Origin of the sequence: Pseudomonas sp. ADAK18, from assembly GCF_012935695.1 — a bacterium.
In the GTDB taxonomy this organism is placed as follows: domain Bacteria; phylum Pseudomonadota; class Gammaproteobacteria; order Pseudomonadales; family Pseudomonadaceae; genus Aquipseudomonas.
This window is the reverse complement of the sequence record NZ_CP052859.1, coordinates 1,644,149-1,661,299: the sequence shown is the minus strand read 5'-3', so window position 1 is coordinate 1,661,299 and position 17,151 is coordinate 1,644,149. Positions and strand designations below refer to the sequence as shown.

5 protein-coding genes and 1 pseudogene are annotated in these 17,151 nt (G+C 62.4%); 3 read left to right on the top strand and 3 right to left on the bottom strand.

Annotation, left to right across the window (positions count from 1 at the left end; all coding sequences use genetic code 11):
* Positions 1 to 2 precede the first annotated feature (2 nt).
* A complete protein-coding gene (locus tag HKK55_RS07415) occupies positions 3 to 1,556 on the bottom strand; it encodes a DUF726 domain-containing protein (protein ID WP_169354050.1) in 1,554 nt (517 codons plus the stop codon).
* 181 nt (positions 1,557 to 1,737) lie between these two features.
* On the opposite strand from HKK55_RS07415, the gene HKK55_RS07410 reads away from it, so the two are divergent.
* On the top strand, positions 1,738 to 2,139 hold the full coding sequence (locus tag HKK55_RS07410) for a RidA family protein (RefSeq protein ID WP_169354049.1): 402 nt from the start codon (positions 1,738 to 1,740) through the stop codon (positions 2,137 to 2,139).
* On the opposite strand, the gene HKK55_RS07405 is transcribed toward HKK55_RS07410, so the two are convergent.
* Positions 2,129 to 3,025, bottom strand: a complete 897-nt coding sequence (locus HKK55_RS07405; protein WP_237151323.1) for a LysR family transcriptional regulator — start codon at positions 3,023 to 3,025, stop codon at positions 2,129 to 2,131. The two genes, HKK55_RS07410 and HKK55_RS07405, sit on opposite strands and share 11 nt — an antisense overlap.
* Before the next feature lie 450 nt (positions 3,026 to 3,475).
* Between HKK55_RS07405 and HKK55_RS07400 the strand changes: the two genes are divergently transcribed.
* Both HKK55_RS07400 and HKK55_RS07395 read left to right on the top strand, forming a co-directional pair.
* Positions 3,476 to 3,751: a fructose-bisphosphate aldolase gene (locus HKK55_RS07400; protein ID WP_169354048.1), complete on the top strand. Its 276-nt coding sequence runs from the start codon at positions 3,476 to 3,478 to the stop codon at positions 3,749 to 3,751.
* 186 nt (positions 3,752 to 3,937) lie between these two features.
* A pseudogene (locus tag HKK55_RS07395) lies at positions 3,938 to 4,132 on the top strand (hypothetical protein); the annotation flags it as partial.
* 73 nt (positions 4,133 to 4,205) lie between these two features.
* Here the strand turns inward: HKK55_RS07395 and HKK55_RS07390 are convergent.
* Complete coding sequence (locus tag HKK55_RS07390; RefSeq protein ID WP_237151322.1) at positions 4,206 to 16,919, bottom strand: autotransporter-associated beta strand repeat-containing protein; 12,714 nt, start codon at positions 16,917 to 16,919, stop codon at positions 4,206 to 4,208.
* Between the last annotated feature and the right edge of the window lie 232 nt (positions 16,920 to 17,151).

The following is a 17,151-nucleotide window of genomic DNA, read 5'->3' as shown; positions in this document are numbered from 1 at the left end:
TATCAGTCGGACGCGACCGTGCGCATCACCGTCTCCCGAGGCAAATCAAACGCCTCGACGACTTTCACCACCAGGTCCATTTCCTGATTCAGCGCCTCACGTTCCATGCGCTCGCGAATCACCCCGATCACCAACACCGCCAAGGTGGTGATGGAATACGCCGGCCCGGAAAAGGCCCGTACACCGGTGACCAGCAACATCGCCGCCGCCAGCGCCTGGCCCACCACCGGGATCGCTGTGGCGGCACCACGGCGCAGGATAAAGCCGGTCAACCCAGCCAGTGCAGTACCGCTTAGCGCCGTTGTGGCGGAGCGACCCACATCGAAGCGATTGAAAAAACCCTGTTCCTTTTGCGCAGCGGCCTTGAGCTCTGCCTCGAACACTTGCCGGTCGGCCTGGCTGAGTTTGTCCTTGTACTGCTCAATCAGCGTCTCGGCGACCTGGGCTTCGATGTCCGCCAGCGCGACCGTTTCGATAGGTTCATCAAACTTGATCCCCACCCGCTGCGCCACATCCTGGGCCATTTCGCGGTAGCTGACGCCATGGCCGCGCGCCAGGTTCATGAAGGTGTCACCGCCCATGCGCTGCAGTTCCACGGCCAGTTTCAACGGCTCGCGCACCGTGGCGTCGATCGTCGCACTGCGCTTTTGCGCCATCAACTCGGCGAGGAACTTCAACTCTTCCGGCCGCGCCTGCGCAAGCAACGGGAACAGGTCGACATCGTCCTCGGCAAAGCGCACCTCACTGCTGCGCTGATCGGCACGGATCATGCCGCGACGCTCCTGCAACAGGTCGGTGTACTGCACCACCGTCTTCAACTGCGGCCAGTAGGCGGCGTGGTCAAACGTGGCCAAGTGCACATTGGCCACCTTGGCTTTGAGCGCCGGCGTCACAGGGATCGCATAGCGCCCGATGCAACGCTCGGTGTCAGGCTTGAGCGCCAGCGCCCAGTCCTTGCTGGAATGGCAATTGATCACCCGGCCCTTGAGGGGCGCCGAGACCTGGTCCCAGGGGCTGGAGGTACAAATCGCGCCGCCCATCAGCAGCAGGTTATTCAACGGCAGTTCACGGGCTGTTTCGGGGTGTGCCAGCAGGCTCTTGACCAGAATCCGGGCGCCCAGGGAATGGCCGATCAGGTTGATCCGTCGAACGTTGATGGATTCGCGGTGCAGATAATTGGCCAACTCAGGCAGCAGACCTGTCGCCACCTCATCGACCCGGGCCTCGACACTTTTGTAGTGGTCGAGAAAGTAGGCAATCGCCTTGCCCAACCCGATAGTCGCCGCGCCCAGGGTGCCGCCACCGAGCATCGAGGCGATCACATCCTTGAACGGTGCAAACAGGTTCTCCAGAAAATGCCCCGCCGGCCAGAACAGCATCAAGTTGGTCGAACCTTCGATGCTCGCCAGTTGTTCGGTGAAGTTGCCCAGCTGTTGCTGATTGAAGAACGCCGAGTAGCCGTGAACATAGAGATTGAGCACTTCCCCTTGGGGCTCGCCACACAGCACGAACGTAGGCTTGCGGGTGCGGTGCATTTCATCCCACTGGTGTTGCATGGGGCGGTGACTCCTGGTGACGGTGGGGAGGCGATAGTAGCAAAGGGCGCATGGGGGAATTGTGAAAACTGACCGACCAGACTGTCCACACAGATGGATAGTCATGCCATGAATTGTGGATTTTGTTCAGCTTTCTACTCCATTAGCATCCATCGGGTATTCAACTGAACAGAGGAATAGCATGAACAAGCCCGAATTTTTCATCACCCCCGGCTACGGCGACTACATGCGCGAACACCTGCACTACGCCCAAGCGGTAAAAGTCGGTAATCGCGTGGAAACCTCAGGCCAGGGCGGCTGGGATGATGCGTTTCAGATTCCACACTCCCTCGACGACGAGATCGCCCAGGCCTTCCACAACCTGGAGCGCACCTTGGCCACCGCCGGTACCGGCTGGGAGCATGTCATCCACGTCAACTCGTACCATGTCGGCGGCTTCCCTCCCGAGGTCAACGAGGCCATGGTCAAGTGGTACCGCCATTACATGCCCAACCACGCGCCCATCTGGACACAAGTTGGCGTCGAAGCCCTGGGGCTGCCGACAATGCGCGTGGAAATCCGCGTGACAGCGATTATTCCCTGACGCCGAAAGTCTGGATTACCCAGTCGATAAACACCTTCAGCCGGGCGTTCTGATGGCGGTTAGGTGGATAAATGATGTGCAGCGGCGTGGCAGGTCGCGTCCAGTCTTGCAACACCGGAACTAACTGCCCCGCGTCCACGTAATACTGAACAATCGACGTGAAGTGCTGCCCGACGCCCAGACCCGCCAGCAGCATTTCTTTAAGGCCGTTGCCTTCGTTGGTGGAAAAGGCGCAGTTGCCCACTTCATACCGAGTCGTTCCATTCTCGAAAATCAACGGTTCCGGCTTGCCCGACCCGGCAAAGAAGTAACCGGTCCGCAGATGGTTGTTTTCAAGATCCTCCGGAGAGACAGGCATACCCATGCGCTCCAAGTAGCTGGGCGCTGCGCAGGTCAGGTATTCAAGGTCGGTGACCTTGCGACCAATCATCGCCATATCATCGAGTTTGCCCGCACGAATCACGCAGTCCACACCCTCCCCTACGATATTCACCGCACGATCACTGATGCCCAGGGCAATGGTGATATCCGGATACTCGCGATGAAAATCCACCAGCGCCGGGATCAGCAGGCAATTGGCGAAGGACGCCGGTGCATCCACCCGCAGATGGCCACCGGGCTTGAGCTTTTTACCGCGCACGGCAGTGTCCACAGCATCGAGTTCGACCACCAGACGCATCGCATGGTGGTAGTACTCCAGCCCTTCCGAGGTGGTGGCGAGCGCACGGGTGGTGCGATGCATGAGCTGGATACCGAGGTGTTTTTCCAGGTCGGTGATCAGCTTGCTGACGGTGGAACGTGGCAGTGCCAGTTGGTCGGCTGCGCGACTGAAAGAGCCGGTTTCGACGACACGGACGAAGGCGCGCATGGCTAACAGTTGGTTCACGGTGGTGTCCGCTGCGGTGAGGAACAGCAAACATTGTCCACAGAACCGCACAATGACGACAGGTATTTAACGTTTAGAGGTAGGCAAAAATCGTCCTGACTGTCGGGGCGAAGGTCCCCTAGGATTCCATTTCCAGCGTGACGCCAATCGGACGTCTCTCACACCGTCTTCAGGTTGCAGCCAACAGCCCTCACGCTTATAGTTCGTGCGCTTGCTGGCTTCGGTCAGCAGCAGGGTTTCGCAGCCCTTAACAAAGAGAGCATTCAGCACCACTAAACGACAACACAGACAAATTTCGTCTGTGTTTCACTTTATGGCGGCTGTGTGTGGGAGACCTTCGGGTCTGCCGGGTTGGCTCTCTTTATCCGGTCTGCGAACCCGCGCACAGCTGCCACCCATTTGTTTCGCAGCGAACGGTGGCAATTCTTTTTCTGAAAGAGAGTTCTTACCATGACCGTACAACCAACGCCCGACCGCTACACCCCCCTCACCCGCATCGCCACCGACACCCCCGTCCTTTTAATCGACAACCAAGCCCCGCTGCTCGACCTGCACGCCTGCGTCAGCGAACGCCTGCGAGCCGCCCTTGACCTGATCACCACCCTGGCCTGCACCACACTCAACGACACCGACGAACGAGACCTCAACACCCTGACCAACGTCGCCCGGGTGTTGCTGCAAGATGCCAGTGATGTGTTTGCAGTGATCGAGCGTCGCGGTTTCTGACGCAATAAAAGAGCCGACAGCAAATGGACTGTGGCGAGGGGGCTTGCCCCCGTTGGGCTGCGAAGCAGCCCCAATAAGGTCGCTGAGTTCTTTCAAAGAGACCGAGATGACAGGTTTTAGGGCTGCTCCGCAGCCCAACGGGGGCAAGCCCCCTCGCCACAGGGCCAGTATGAAGAGGCTTGAACAATGAAAGACGAATACGATTTCAGTAACGCCAAACGTGGACCCATTGCCAGCAACAAAGGCAAAACACGTATCACCATCATGCTGGATGACGCGGTGATCACATCAGCGCGCGAACAAGCTGAAAGCGCCGGGACGGGCTGTCAGACGGTGATCAACAACTTTCTGCGTCAAGCCTTGCTCTCCCCAGATGCGGGTGTTTGATAGTCCGTCGCTGAACTCCAGCCAAAAAAAACCGCCCTTTCGGGCGGTTTGAAATACTCGGCCTTGATCAGAAACCGAGGGAGAAAGTGACGGTCATCGCGTGGTCCTTGTCGTTGCGCGAGAGCTGACCGGAGTAACCCAGGCCCAGCTTGCCGTTGGCACTGATCTGGTAATCAACACCGGCTTCCAGCACCGCGCTGTCCTTGGCAATCGGTACGCCTTGGGTACTGAACGAAGCACCACCGCCATTGATGAAGCTCAGGTCGGCATCCGGTTTGGTGTCACCAAAGGCGTGACGCCAGCCGATGCTGCCCCGTGGAGTGATTTTCGAGCCATTGCCCAGCGTGATGGATTTGCCGATACGCAGACCCAGGGTGGAGAACGTGACGTTCTGATCGGCGTCGCCCTTGAGGGCAGCTGAGCCACCTTTTTCCTTGATGGTGTCGGTGTCGTAATTAACGTAGGCCAGACCTGCGAACGGTTCCAGGGCTACACCGCCTTTCTCGAAGGTGTAACCGACTTCACCGAACACTTGTGCAGTACGGGCCTTGTAGTCAGCCTTCAGACGCTGGCTGACAGAACCTACGGCCACATCGCGTTTGCTTTCGATGTCGTTCCAGCTGTAGGCCACGCCCATGCGAGCGGCGAAGGCTTCTTGCTGGTACACGGTGTAGGCCATCAGGTGGTAGCTATCGACATCGGCACTGGAATTGCGGCGCTTGGCGTCGAGGTCGCTGCGGGTGTAACCGGCAGCCACACCGGCACGCCAGGCGTCATCCAGTTGTTTGTCGGCCCCCAACAAGAAACCACCGAGGTTGCGATCCAGCTTGGCGGTGTCGCCGTCGCCCCCCATATGGCCCCAGGCGCCAAGAGCGCGCATCCAGCCAACTATCTCATCGTGGCAACCGGCACTGCTCAGACGGTTTTCGCTAGGTGCCAGGCTGTTGCGTGGATCGTCCTCACGCGAGCAACCCTGCTGACGCATACGCTCGTTGACCGCGTCACGCACGTAGCGCGAGTCTTCGATCATGGCGCTGGCGGTGCTGGCGTGAATTTCACCCGAGAGGTTGTCAAAGGCCGCACGCGCACCCGCTGCGTTGCCGCTGAGCAGCGCATTTTGCACCGCTGCACCTCCGACTGCCGCCCCGCTGCCCAACGCAGCCGCCACGGCCCGTTGGTTACCGGTTGCCGCCACGCTGGCGTAGCTGACGTTATTGCGGCTAACCGCCAGGGCGACCTGGTTCGGGCTGTAGTTGAGTGCGGTGTTGAGGAACGCCAGGTTATCCAGGTTGGTGGTGCTGAAGGTGCCGTTGACCCCACCGCTGGCGGTCAACAAGGTGTAGGTGGCAGGCCCGGCATACGGTGCCAGGTTGACCACATTCAAGGTGCCCGCCAGGTTGGCCGTGCCGCCGACCGCCAAGGAGCTTGCAACCGATGGCGTAATCACCAGATTCAGGGCGCCATCGGCGGCGTTGGTGAAGTTGCCTGCGACGGTCAGTTTGCCGCTGTCAGGTGTGACCGAGCCATGGTTGACCAGCGAGCCGACGCTGCCGTTGCCGGTCAGGCCTGCACCGTTGGCCACCGTGACCTGCCCACCCAGCACTGTGCCTGGGTTGGCCGCATCACCGACTTGCAACACGCCTTGATCCACCGCCACAGTCCCGCTGAACGGCTGGTTGCCAGTCAGCAACAGCGCACCTGCGCCTTGCTTGACCACGGCACCGGTACCCGTCAGTACACCGTTGAAGCGACCATTGCTGTTTTGCGCAAACAGCAACCGGGCGTTGTTGCGGATATTGCCCCGCAGGCTGGTGGTGTTACCCGCCAAGGTACCGCCACTGACGGTGGTGCCGCCGGTGTAGGTATTGGCACCGGTCAACAGCAAGGTGCCGGCGTCCAGTTTGTTGATACCGCCTGTGCCTACCAATGGCGCATCGATTTGCGCGGTGACACCCGCATTCACGCGAACGGCGGCCAGGCTGCCATCCGGCGCATTGGTCGGGCTCAGGCTACCGCCTGTTCCTGCCACCAGCGTATAACCCGGGTCGAGCACTTGCAGGCCGGTAAAGCCTTGGTTGCCCACCACGGTGACGGTCCCGCCCTGCCCGCCAAACACGGCGAACTGGTTGGTGGACGCCTGGCCTTGGGTACCGTTCGGATCAGTCCAGTTGGTGCCTGGCCCCCAAGTACCGCTGCCACCGGTGATGGTCCCGTTAGGGTTGGTGGTGCCGCCGTTCCAGAACTGGATTTGCCCCGGTGTGGTTTGCACCAGCAGGTTGACCTGATTGGCCAGCGCCGTTTGTAGGGTCAAAGCCCCCGGAACGATGCCGGTGGGCAGCGTGCCGTAAGCCAGGCCGTTGTCGGTGAGCGTGCCGCCGTAGCGGAACAGTTGATAGACACCGACACCAAAGCCGCCCGCGTCCGTGACGTTAAGCGTGCCGTCCAGGGTCAGGTTGCTGGCGACGTTGACCGCCGTGGTTGACGAACCCGGTGCGCCCAGGGCGAAGTTCAGGTTGGTGCCCGAAGACAGTGCCAGGGAGCCCACGGACAATGGCGCAGTACCGCCGCCACCGGCCAGGGTCGAACCATTCGCCATGGTCACCGCACCTGCCAGCGAACCACTGCCCCCCAGAGAAGCACCGCTGGCGACTTGCACCGCCCCGCTGTTCAAGGTGCCATTGACCAGCAAGCTGCCGGCCGCGACGTTGGTGTTGCCGGTGAAGGTATTGTTGCCGGTCAACAGCAGGTTGCCCGTGCCGTTTTTGTTCAGCACGCCCGTGCCGGTGAGGTTGCCGGTGTAGGTACCGTCGCTGCCTTGCTCGAAGGTCAGGGTCGCATTGTTGACGATCGCGCCTTGCAAGCTGCTGGTGGTGCCGCTGGTGGTGCCGCCATTCAACGTCGTGCCACCGCTGTAGGTGTTGGCACCGGCCAACAACAGCGAACCGTTGCCGTTTTTCACCAGGCTGCCGGTACCGCTGACCACGCCGTTCAAGGCCAGGTCATTGCTGCCGGCGAGGGTCAGCGGGCCGCCGAGGTTGATCGCGTTGGCCAGTTGCAGGGCCGAGGTGCCGTCCAGTTGCGCGGCGCCGCCGACACTCAGGGCACTACTGCCCAGGGCGCCGTTGTTGCCGAGGACCAACTGGCCTGCGTTCAGGCCGGTGCTACCGCTGTAGGTATTAACGCCGTTGAGGGTCAGGCTCGAAGCACCGTTTTTCACCAGGCTGCCGCTGCCGCTGACCACTCCGTTGAGCGTCAGCGCATTGGAGCCGCCGACGGTCAACGCACCGTTGAGTACCGTCGCGTTGGCCAGGGTAACGGCTGCGGTGCTGTCCAACGTGGTGCCATTGGCAGCCGTCAAGACACCGGTGCCCAGGGCACTGTTGTTACCGACCACCAGCTTGCCGCCATTGAGCGCGGTGCCGCCGGTGTAGGTGTTGGTGCCGTTGAGCACCAGGGTGCCCGTGTCGAGTTTGGCCAGGGTACCGCCGCCAGTGAGGGTCACGCCCAGGGTCGCGGTGGCGTTCGGGTCAACACGGATCGCCGTGTTGCCCGTGCTACCGTTGACCAGGGTCAGCGAACCGCCAGCGCCGGAGGACAGGTTGTAGCCATCAGTGACGAACTGCATGCCGGTGATGGCTTGCGCGCCGTCAACCGTCACATTACCCGCCGCCCCTTGGAACACTGCGAAGCTGTTGCCCCAACCTTGGTTGACGGTGCCGTCGACGTTGGTCCAGTTGGTGGTGCCTGTGCCCCAAGTGCCATTCCCGCCCAAGATGGCGCCGTTACCGGCCAATTGGGCACCGTCCCAGAACTGCACGGTGGTATTCGGCGCGGTCACCAGCAGGTTGACCTTGTTGTTGATCGCGGTCTGCACTTGCAGATCGCCCGGTGCCACGCTGCCTGGGACGGTACCAACGGTCAGGCCATTATCGGTCAGGGCGCCGCCGTAGTTGATGAGGTTGTAGACGCCGCTGCCAAAGCCGCCGATATCGGTGACATTGAGGTTACCGTCTAACGTCAGGTTGCCGCCGACATTCAACAGGCCGCTGCCACCGCCCACGGTCGGAGTACCCAGGCCGACGTCGAGGTTGGCGTTGGCGCCAAGTGCCAGCGAGCCTACCGACAAGGTACTGCCGGAGGTCAGGCCGATATGGCCACCGTCGGCCACCGTCACCGCGCCCGCCAGCGAACCGGTACCGGTCAGGGTCGCGCCGCTGTTGACGGCCACTGTGCCGCTGGCCAGGGTTCCGCCAACATTCAAGGTGCCGCCGTTGACGTTGGCCGCGCCGCTGATGCCATTGGTGCCGGTCAGGTTGAGCGTACCGGTGCCGTTCTTGTCGAGGTTGCCTGCACCGCCCAGTGAGCCGCCGAAGGTGTTGTCCAGGTTGCTGCCGCCCACTGCCAAGGTGCTGCCGCCCGCCACTTGCACCGCGCCGTTACCGGCCAGGGTGTTGAGGCTGGCATTACCGCCCAGGTTGAGAGCCGCGCCGCTGCCAACGGTCACGCCGGAGGTGTTGCCCAGAGCGCCGTTGCCCACGGTAGTGAGACTGCCACCCAGCACACTCAACGGCCCGGTCAGGGTGTTGTTACCGCTCAGGGTCAGGTCCGCACCACCGTTTTTGATCAAGCCGCCCGCCCCTGCCACTACACCGGCCAGGGTCAGGTTATTGTTGCCGGCTACCGACAGGTCGCCGTTGAGATTGACCGCGTTGGCCAGCACCAGTGGAACGCTGTTATCCAGGGTCGCCGCACCGCCAACCGTCAAGGCGCCGGAACCCAGCGCCGTGGTGTTGCCCAGCGTCAGCGAACCGGCATTCAGCGCCGTACCGCCGCTGTAGGTGTTGGCGCCGTTGAGCGTCAGGTCGGCACCACCGTTTTTGATCAACTGCGCCGCACCGTCGACGACACCATTGAGGGTCAGGCCGTTGCTGCCCGCCACCGTCAGGTTGCCATTGAGCGTGGCGTTGTTGGCCAGCACCAGCGCCGCACTGTTGTCCAGCGTGGCAGGGCCATTGACCAGCAAGGCGCCGGTGCCGATGGCGGTGTTGTTGCCAAGGGTCAGGGAGCCTGCGTTCAGTTGGGTGCCACCGACATAGCCGTTGGCACCGTTGAGGATCAGATTGCCCGCCCCGCTTTTGGTCAGCCCGCCAGCGCCGGTGACCAGACCGTTGAGGGTCAGGTCGGAGGTGCCGAGAATGCCCAGGTTGCCGGCCACCGTTACGTTATTGGCCAGGGTCACGCCAGTGTTGGTATCGAGGGTAGTACCCGCTGCCGCATTCAAGGCACCTGCGCCGAGTGCGGTGTTGGACCCGAGAATCAGGCCACCGGCGTTCAGCGCGGTTGGCCCGGTGTAAGTGTTGGCGCCGTTCAGGGTCAAGGCGGCAATGCCGTTCTTGATCAAGCTGCCAGTGCCGGCCACGGTGCCCGCCAGGGTCAGTGCGTTAGTGCCGCCCACCGTCAGCGCACCGTTGACGGTGACGCCATTGGCCAAGGTGATCGCTGCGTTGCTGTCCAGGGTGGTGCCGTTGGACGTGGTCAGCAGCCCCGTACCCAGGGCGCTGTTGTTACCGATAATCAGCGTACCGCCATTGAGGGCCGTGCCGCCGGTGTAGGTGTTGGCGCCGTTAAGCACCAGGGTGCCGGCGTCGAGTTTGGCCAGGGTGCCGCCGCCATCGAGGGTCACACCCAGGGTCGCGGTCACGTTGGGGTCGACCCGCACAGCGGTGTTGCCGCCAGTGCCGTTGAACAGGGTCAAGGCCCCCGCCGCGCCGCCCACTACGTTGTAGCCGTCGGTGACGAATTGCAGGCCGGTGATGGCTTGCGGACCGTCCACGGTGACCGTACCGGCCGTGCCCTGGAACACCGCGAAGCTATTGGGTGCCCACGCCGAGTTGAACGAGCCATTGACCCCAGTCCAGTTGGTGCCGGTGCCATTCCAACTGCCGGTGCCGCCGTCCACTGCGCCGTTGCCAGTGGTCTGGCTACCGTCCCAGAACTGCACGTTGGTAGTGCCACTGACCAGCAGGTTGATCTGGCTGCCGACGGCGGTTTGCAGGTCAAGGCTACCGGGGGAAATATTGACCGGCAGGCTGCCCAATTGCAGACCGTTGTTGGTCAGAGCGCCGGTGTAGTCGAACAACCGGTAAATCCCGGTGCCGAAGCCGCCGATATCGCTGACATTGAGGGTACCGTCTAGGGTCAGGTTGCCGCCCACATGGACCAATGCCGTACCGCCGGTGGACGGTGCGCCGAGGCCCACATCCAGGTTGGCGTTGGCGCCCAGTACCAGGCCGCCGACCGTCAGGGTGTTGCCAGAGTTGACCGCCAGGTGGCCGCCATCGGCGACATTCACCAACCCTGCCAGGGTACCGGTGCCGCCCAGGGTGGCACCGCTGCCGACGCCGACGTTGCCGCTGGCCAGGGAACCGTTGACGTTCAGGGTGCCACCGCTGACCAGCGTGTCGCCAGTCAAGCCGCTGATGCCACCGAGAGTCAGGGTGCCGGTGCCGACTTTGTCCAGACCTCCGGCGCCATTCAGGCTGCCACCGAAGGTGCTGCTCAGGTTACCGCCGCCGATACTCAGGGTGCTGCCGCCACCGACTGCTGTGGTGCCGCTGCCGGTCAGCCTACCCAGGCTGGTCGAAGCGCCGAGGTTGAGAGACGCGCCCGTCGCCAGATTGACCCCGGCATTGTTGCCCAGGGCTGAGCTACCAACAGTGGTCAGGCTGCCCACCTGTACATCGAACAGGCCACCGAAGGTGTTGTTGCCGCTCAAGGTCAGGTCAGCGATGCCCTGTTTGGTCAGGGTGCCGTTGCCCGCCAGAGGACCGGTCAACGTCAGGTTGTTAACCCCGGACACCGTCAGCCCGCCATTGACATTGACCGCATTAGCCAGAACCAACGGTGCGCTGTTGGTCAGCCCGGCGGTGCCAGCCACCGTCAAGGCGCCGCTACCCAGAGCAGTGGCATTGCCCAAGGTCAACGTGCCCGCATTGAGAGTGGTCCCGCCCTGATAGGTGTTGGCTCCATTGAGGGTCAGGTTGGCGGCGCCGTTTTTGGTCAGGGCACCCGTGCCGCTGAGCACGCCGCCCAGGGTCAGGTCATTACTGCCGGCCACCGCCAGGTTGGCGTTCAGCATCACATTGTTACCGAGGGCCAGCGGCGTGTTGTTGTCGAGGGTCGAAGCACCGCCGACAGTCAGGTTGCCCAGCCCGAGAGCCAGGGCATTGCCCACTGTCAAGGTACCGGCATTAAGTGTGGTGCCACCGAGGAAGCCGTTGACCGTATTGAGGGTCAGGTTAGCCGTACCGTTCTTGGTCAGGCTGCCGATCCCCGCGACAGGTCCGTTCAGGGTCAGGTCAGCCGTACCGCCTATGCCCAGGTCGCCCGCCAGGTTGATGGCGTTGGCGACAGTGACGGCGCTGCTTGCATCCAGCGTGGTGCCGCCCGCGGCATTCAGCACACTGCCACCCAGTGCAGTATTGGACGCCAGGATCAGGCCGCCGGCATTCAGTGCGGTGACGCCGAGGTAGGTGTTAGCACCGCCCAGGGTCAGGTTCGCAGCGCCATTTTTGATCAGGCCGCCAACGCCATTGACCACCCCATTCAGGGTCAGGGCGTTGCTGCCGCCGACAGTCAGGTTACCGGCAAGGGCAACGTCATTACCCAGCGTCACTGCCGCATTGCTGTCCAGCGTCGTGCCCACCACAGCGGTCAACTGGCCGGTGCCCAGCGCCGTGTTGCTACCGACCACCAAGGTGCCGCCGTTGAGTAAGGTGCCGCCGGTATAGGTGTTGGCGCCACCGAGTACCAGGGTGCCGGTGTCGAGTTTATTCAGGGTGCCGGCGCCGTCGATATTGACGCCGATAGTCGCGGTAGCGCCCGGGTCAACTCGCAGCGACACATTGCCGGTACCACCATTGATCGCGGTCAATTGCCCACCCGCGCCGCTGACCAGATTGTAGCCATCGGTGACAAATTGCAGGCCGGTAAAGGCTTGCGGGCCTTGCACGGTAACGGTCCCCGCCGCACCCGTGAATACCGCAAAACCGCTGGCCCAAGGTGAGTTGGTCAGGCCGTCGGCCGAGGTCCAATTGGAGCCGCCAGCGGTCCAGTTGCCGGTGCCGCCATCCACGACGCCGTTGGCGACGGACTGGCTGCCATCCCAGAACCGAATATTCGGCGCCGCTACCACCAGGTTGACCTGGTTACCGACGGAGGTCTGTACCAGCAGATCGCCGAGGCCAAAGCCCACGGGAACACCAGCCACTGTCAACCCACCGGTCAGGCCGCCGGTGTAGTTGATCAGGCGATAGGTACCCGCGCCAAAACCACCGGCGTCGGTCACATTCAGGTTGCCGGCGAGGTTCACGTTGCCGCCGACGTTGAGCAAGGACGTGAGGGATGGCGCACCGAGAGCGACGTCCAGGTTGCCACCGGCGCCCATGTTCAATACGCCAGCAGACAACGTATTGCCGCTGCTCAAGGCTAGGTGGCCGCCATTGTTGATATTCAGCGTACCCAGCACCGAGCCAGTGCCGGTAAAGGTACCGCCGCTATTGACGTCGACCAGGGCACTGCCCAGGGGGCCGGTGAGGTTCAAGGTACCGCCGTTGACCGCGGTGTTACCGGTGAGCCCATTGATGCCGCTGAGATTGAGGGTGCCGGTGCCGATTTTGTCCAGGCTGCCGGTGCCGGTGAGGCTACCGTCAAAGGTGCTGGTGCTGTTGACACCGCCCACGCTCAACGTGGTGCCAGCGCCAATCTGCAAACCACCGCTGCCGGCCAAGGTCGCCAGGCTGCTGTCGGAACCGAGGTTGAGGCTGGCCCCGGCGCTGATGTTGGCGCCGGAGGTGTTGCCCAAGGCGCCGGTGCCGACGGTAGTGAGGCTGCCGGAGACGACATTCAACGGCCCGGTAAAGGTGTTGTTACCGCTCAGAGTCAGGTCGGCCAAACCATTTTTGATCAAGGCGCTGGCGCCGCTGATGACACCGCCAAGGTTGAGGTTGTTGTTGCCTGCCAGGGTCAAGTCGCCATTGAGGGCGATGTTATTGCCCAAGGTGAAGGCTGCGCTGTTGTCCAGGGTCGCGGCGCCGCCAACGATCAAGGAGCCGCCGCCCAGGGCGCCCGCGTTGCCCAGGGTCAGGGCACCGGCATTGAGGTTGGTACCGCCCTGAAAGGTGTTGATGCCGTTGAGGGTCAGGTTGCCCGCGCCATTCTTGATCAGGCCACCTGCGCCGCTGATCAAACCACCCAAGGTCAGGGCATTGCTGCCGCCAAGGGTCAGGTTAGCGTTCAAGGCCACGTTGTTGCTCAAGGTGACCCCTGTGTTGCTGTCCAGAGTGGCCGCGCCACCAACGGTCAGGCCGCCGAGGCCCAGTGCGGCGTTGCTGCCGGCCGTCAGGGTACCCGCATTGAGGGTGGTGCCGCCGAGGTAGCCGTTGTTTCCATTGAGCACCAGGTTGGCGGTACCGTTCTTGACCAGGCTGCCCCCGAGGCCATTGACCACGCCGTTCAAGGTCAAGTCGGCGCTGCCGCCAATGTTCAAGGCTCCGCCCAGGTTGAGCAGGTTGTTCAGGCTGACGGCGGTATTGGCGTCCAGCGTGGTGTTGCCTACCGCGTTCAACGCGCCAATGCCCAGGGCGGTATTGGAGCCCACTATCAGTTTGCCGCTGTTCAGTGCGGTGTTGCCCAGGTAACCGTTATTGCCATTGAGGGTCAGGTCTGCGGCACCATTTTTGGTCAGGCCGCCGACGCCATTCACATTACCGTTGAGGGTCAGAGCGTTGCTGCCGCCGAGGGACAGGGTGCCGCCCAGGTTGATGTTATTACCCAGGGAAATGGCCGCACTGGCATCCAGAGTGGTGCCGCCCGCTGTGTTCAATGCGCCGATACCCAACGCCGTATTGGAACCGACAATCAGCGACCCTCCGTTCAACGCGGTAGCGCCGGCGTAGGTGTTGGCGCCATTGAGGGTCAGGCTCGACGCGCCGGCCTTGATCAGGCCGGCCGCACCACCGATCACGCCACCCAAAGTCAGGGGATTGCTGCCGTTGAGGGTCAAGTTAGCGTTGAGGTTGATAGCGTTGTTGGCCGTCAGCCCGGCGCCGGTATCCAGGCTGGCAGCGCCGGCCACGGTCAACGCGCCAGTGCCCAGCGCCGCGCCGTTGCCCAGGTTCAGGCCACCGGCGTTCAGGGTAGTACCGCCCTGGAAGGTGTTAGCGCCATTGAGAGTCAGCAAGCCCGCGCCATTCTTGATCAACTGGTTGGTGCCGCCGATCACACCGCCCAGGGTCAAACCGTTGGTGCCGGCGAGGGTCAAGTCGGCGTTGAGGTCGATGCCGTTGGCCAGGTTGATGCCAATTGCGTTGTCCAGGGTGCCCGCACCGCTGACGGTCAAGTTGCCGGTGCCCAGTGCGTTGTTATTGTTGACGGTCAAGGTCCCGCCATTGAGGACGGTGCCGGCAAGGAAGGTGTTGGCGCCATTGACAATCAGGTTGGCCGCGCCGTTTTTGGTCAGGCCGCCCGTACCGCCGATGACACCGCCCAACGTCAGGTTGTTGCTGCCGCCCAAATTCAAGTTGCCGGTGACATTCAGCGCATTGCCCAACGTCACCGCCCCACTGGTATCCAAGGTGGTGTTGTTGGCGGTACTCAAGGTTCCAATCGGGCCCAGCGCGTTGTTGCTGCCCAGGATCAAAGAGCCTGCGTTCAGCGCTGTATTACCCAGAAAGCCGTTGTTGCCACTGAGGGTCAGGGCGCCGGCGCCGTTTTTGATCAGGCCGCCGATGCCATTGACGACGCCGGTCAGGGTCATCGCCTGGCTGCCGCCGAGTGTCAGGTTACCCGCCAGGTTGAGGGCGTTGCCCAGGGTGACGCCCGTGGTGGCGTCCAGGGTTGTGCCTGCCGCCGCGTTCAACACGCCTGTGCCCAAGGCGGTATTGGAACCCAGCAACAGTGTGCCGCCATTGAGGGCGGTTGGGCCTTGGTAAGCATTGTTGCCAGTCAGCGTCAGGGCCCCGAGGCCATTTTTGATGATTCCGGCGGCTCCCGAGATCACTCCGCCAAGGGTCAGCGGGTTGCTGCCAACGGTCGTCAGGTTGGCGTTGAGGGTCACGTTGTTGTTCAGCGTGGCTGCTGCGGTGGTATCCAGGCTGGCGACACCGTTGACGCTCAGCGCCCCCGAACCCAGCGCATTGCCACTGCCGAGGGTCAAGATACCGGCGTTCAAACCGGTAGGACCGGTGTAACCGGCGTTGTTGCCACTCAGAGTCAGGCCACCGCTACCGTTTACATTGAGGCCACCGGCCCCCGTGAGGTTGCCGCTGAGGGCCAACGCTCCGGTGCCGCTGGTGGTCAGGGCGTTGTTGAGGGTGAACGCGTTGGCCAGGCTAACGGTGCCTGGTGCGGCCAGGGTTGACGCTCCGGCGACCGTCACTGCGCCCGAGCCAAGCGCCAGGGCGTTACCCACTTGCACGCTGCCGCCATTCAGCGTGGTACCGCCGCTGTAGGAGTTGGCACCATTGAGGATGAGTTGACCAGTGCCGGACTTGATCAGGCTGCCAGTGCCCGACAGCACACCTCCCAACGTCATCCCGTTGGCGCCTAGAATGCTCAGCCCCCCCGTGCCCAGGGTCATCAAGTTATTGAGTGTCAGGCCCGCATTACTCGCTTGGATCGCCCCACCATTGGAGGTCAGGACACCGGTACCGAATGTGCCGCTGTCGTTGAACTGTGCAACACCGCCATTGAGGGTGGCGCTACCGCTGATCAGCGGGCCTTGCAAGGCCCAGGTGCCACTGTTGACGGTCAGGTTGTTGAAGTTGACGTAATTGGCACTCGATGCCGTACCGGCGCCCGAAGTGCCACCGCCCACACCGAGGGGGTTTTGCAGGATCAAGGTGTTGCTGCCGGTGGCGCCACCGTCTACCTGGCCGGTAGGGGCAAACGTCAGCTCAACGCCGAGCAGGCCGCCCAAACTGAGCCCGAGGCCACCGGCGGCGGAAATGGTCGACCCGGTAACGGCGGTAAAGGTGTTGGTGCTGCTGGCGCCCATCGACACGCCGCCGGCAATGCTCCCGGTGTTGACGAAGGTGTTGCCCGAGGCAGAGGTTTCGAATGCAACGCGCCCGGTCAGGGTACCGTTGTTGACCATGTGGACCGGTCCGCCGCCCTGCACCGCGATCACCGGGGTATCGGAGCTGAACAGGCTAAGGCCGAGCAGTGAAGAGGATTCAATGGTGCCATTGTTGGTGATAGTGGTGGTACCGCCAGAACCGGCAGTGCCGTTGATGACGTTAAGTGCCAGGCCCCCCAGCGATGCCAGGTTTACCCCCAGGAGGTTGCCGGTACCGCGGATAATCCCGGTGACCGAGTTGGTGATGTTCACCGTGCTGGCCGTAGTGTTGCCCACCACCACGCCGCCACTTAACGCCGTCACCAGGCCGAGCAACGACGGGTCAACCGTGCCGGAGTTATTCAACGTCACGTTATTGCCCGTCAGGCTCAATGCCGTGCCAGCCAGCGTTGCGTTGAGCTGCGCGCCTGCGTTGACATTGACGATCAGGCCATTGGCTGCGCTGGAAAAGGTATTCAAGAACAACGGCAGTGACGGCACCCCCGTGCACGTCACCGTGGTACCGTCCGCTGGGTTTGCCGGCGTACAGGCAGCCAGCACTTCAGGGCTGGCGAGGCCAATCACCAACCCGGCAACACCGAGGCGAATAGCGAGATAGAGGGGAGAAATACGGGGGGCAGCGGCAGTCGCAAATGATCGTTCCACACTCATCTCCTTTGTGGTTCAAGCTTTTCGTCCGTGTGCACGCGGGGGGTCACCAAAGAGCCAACACGCATCGAATTCGAACTGCCTGATACCGTGGTCAACTGTTCCTAGTTGTCAAAACGGTAGTTGGCCGCACAAAAGTCATTGAAATAAATGGTATTAATACTTTCGTTCTTTCTTCGCCAGAAATGCCTGAGAGCCTGCAAATACGGATGGCAAAGGGCTATCCCTC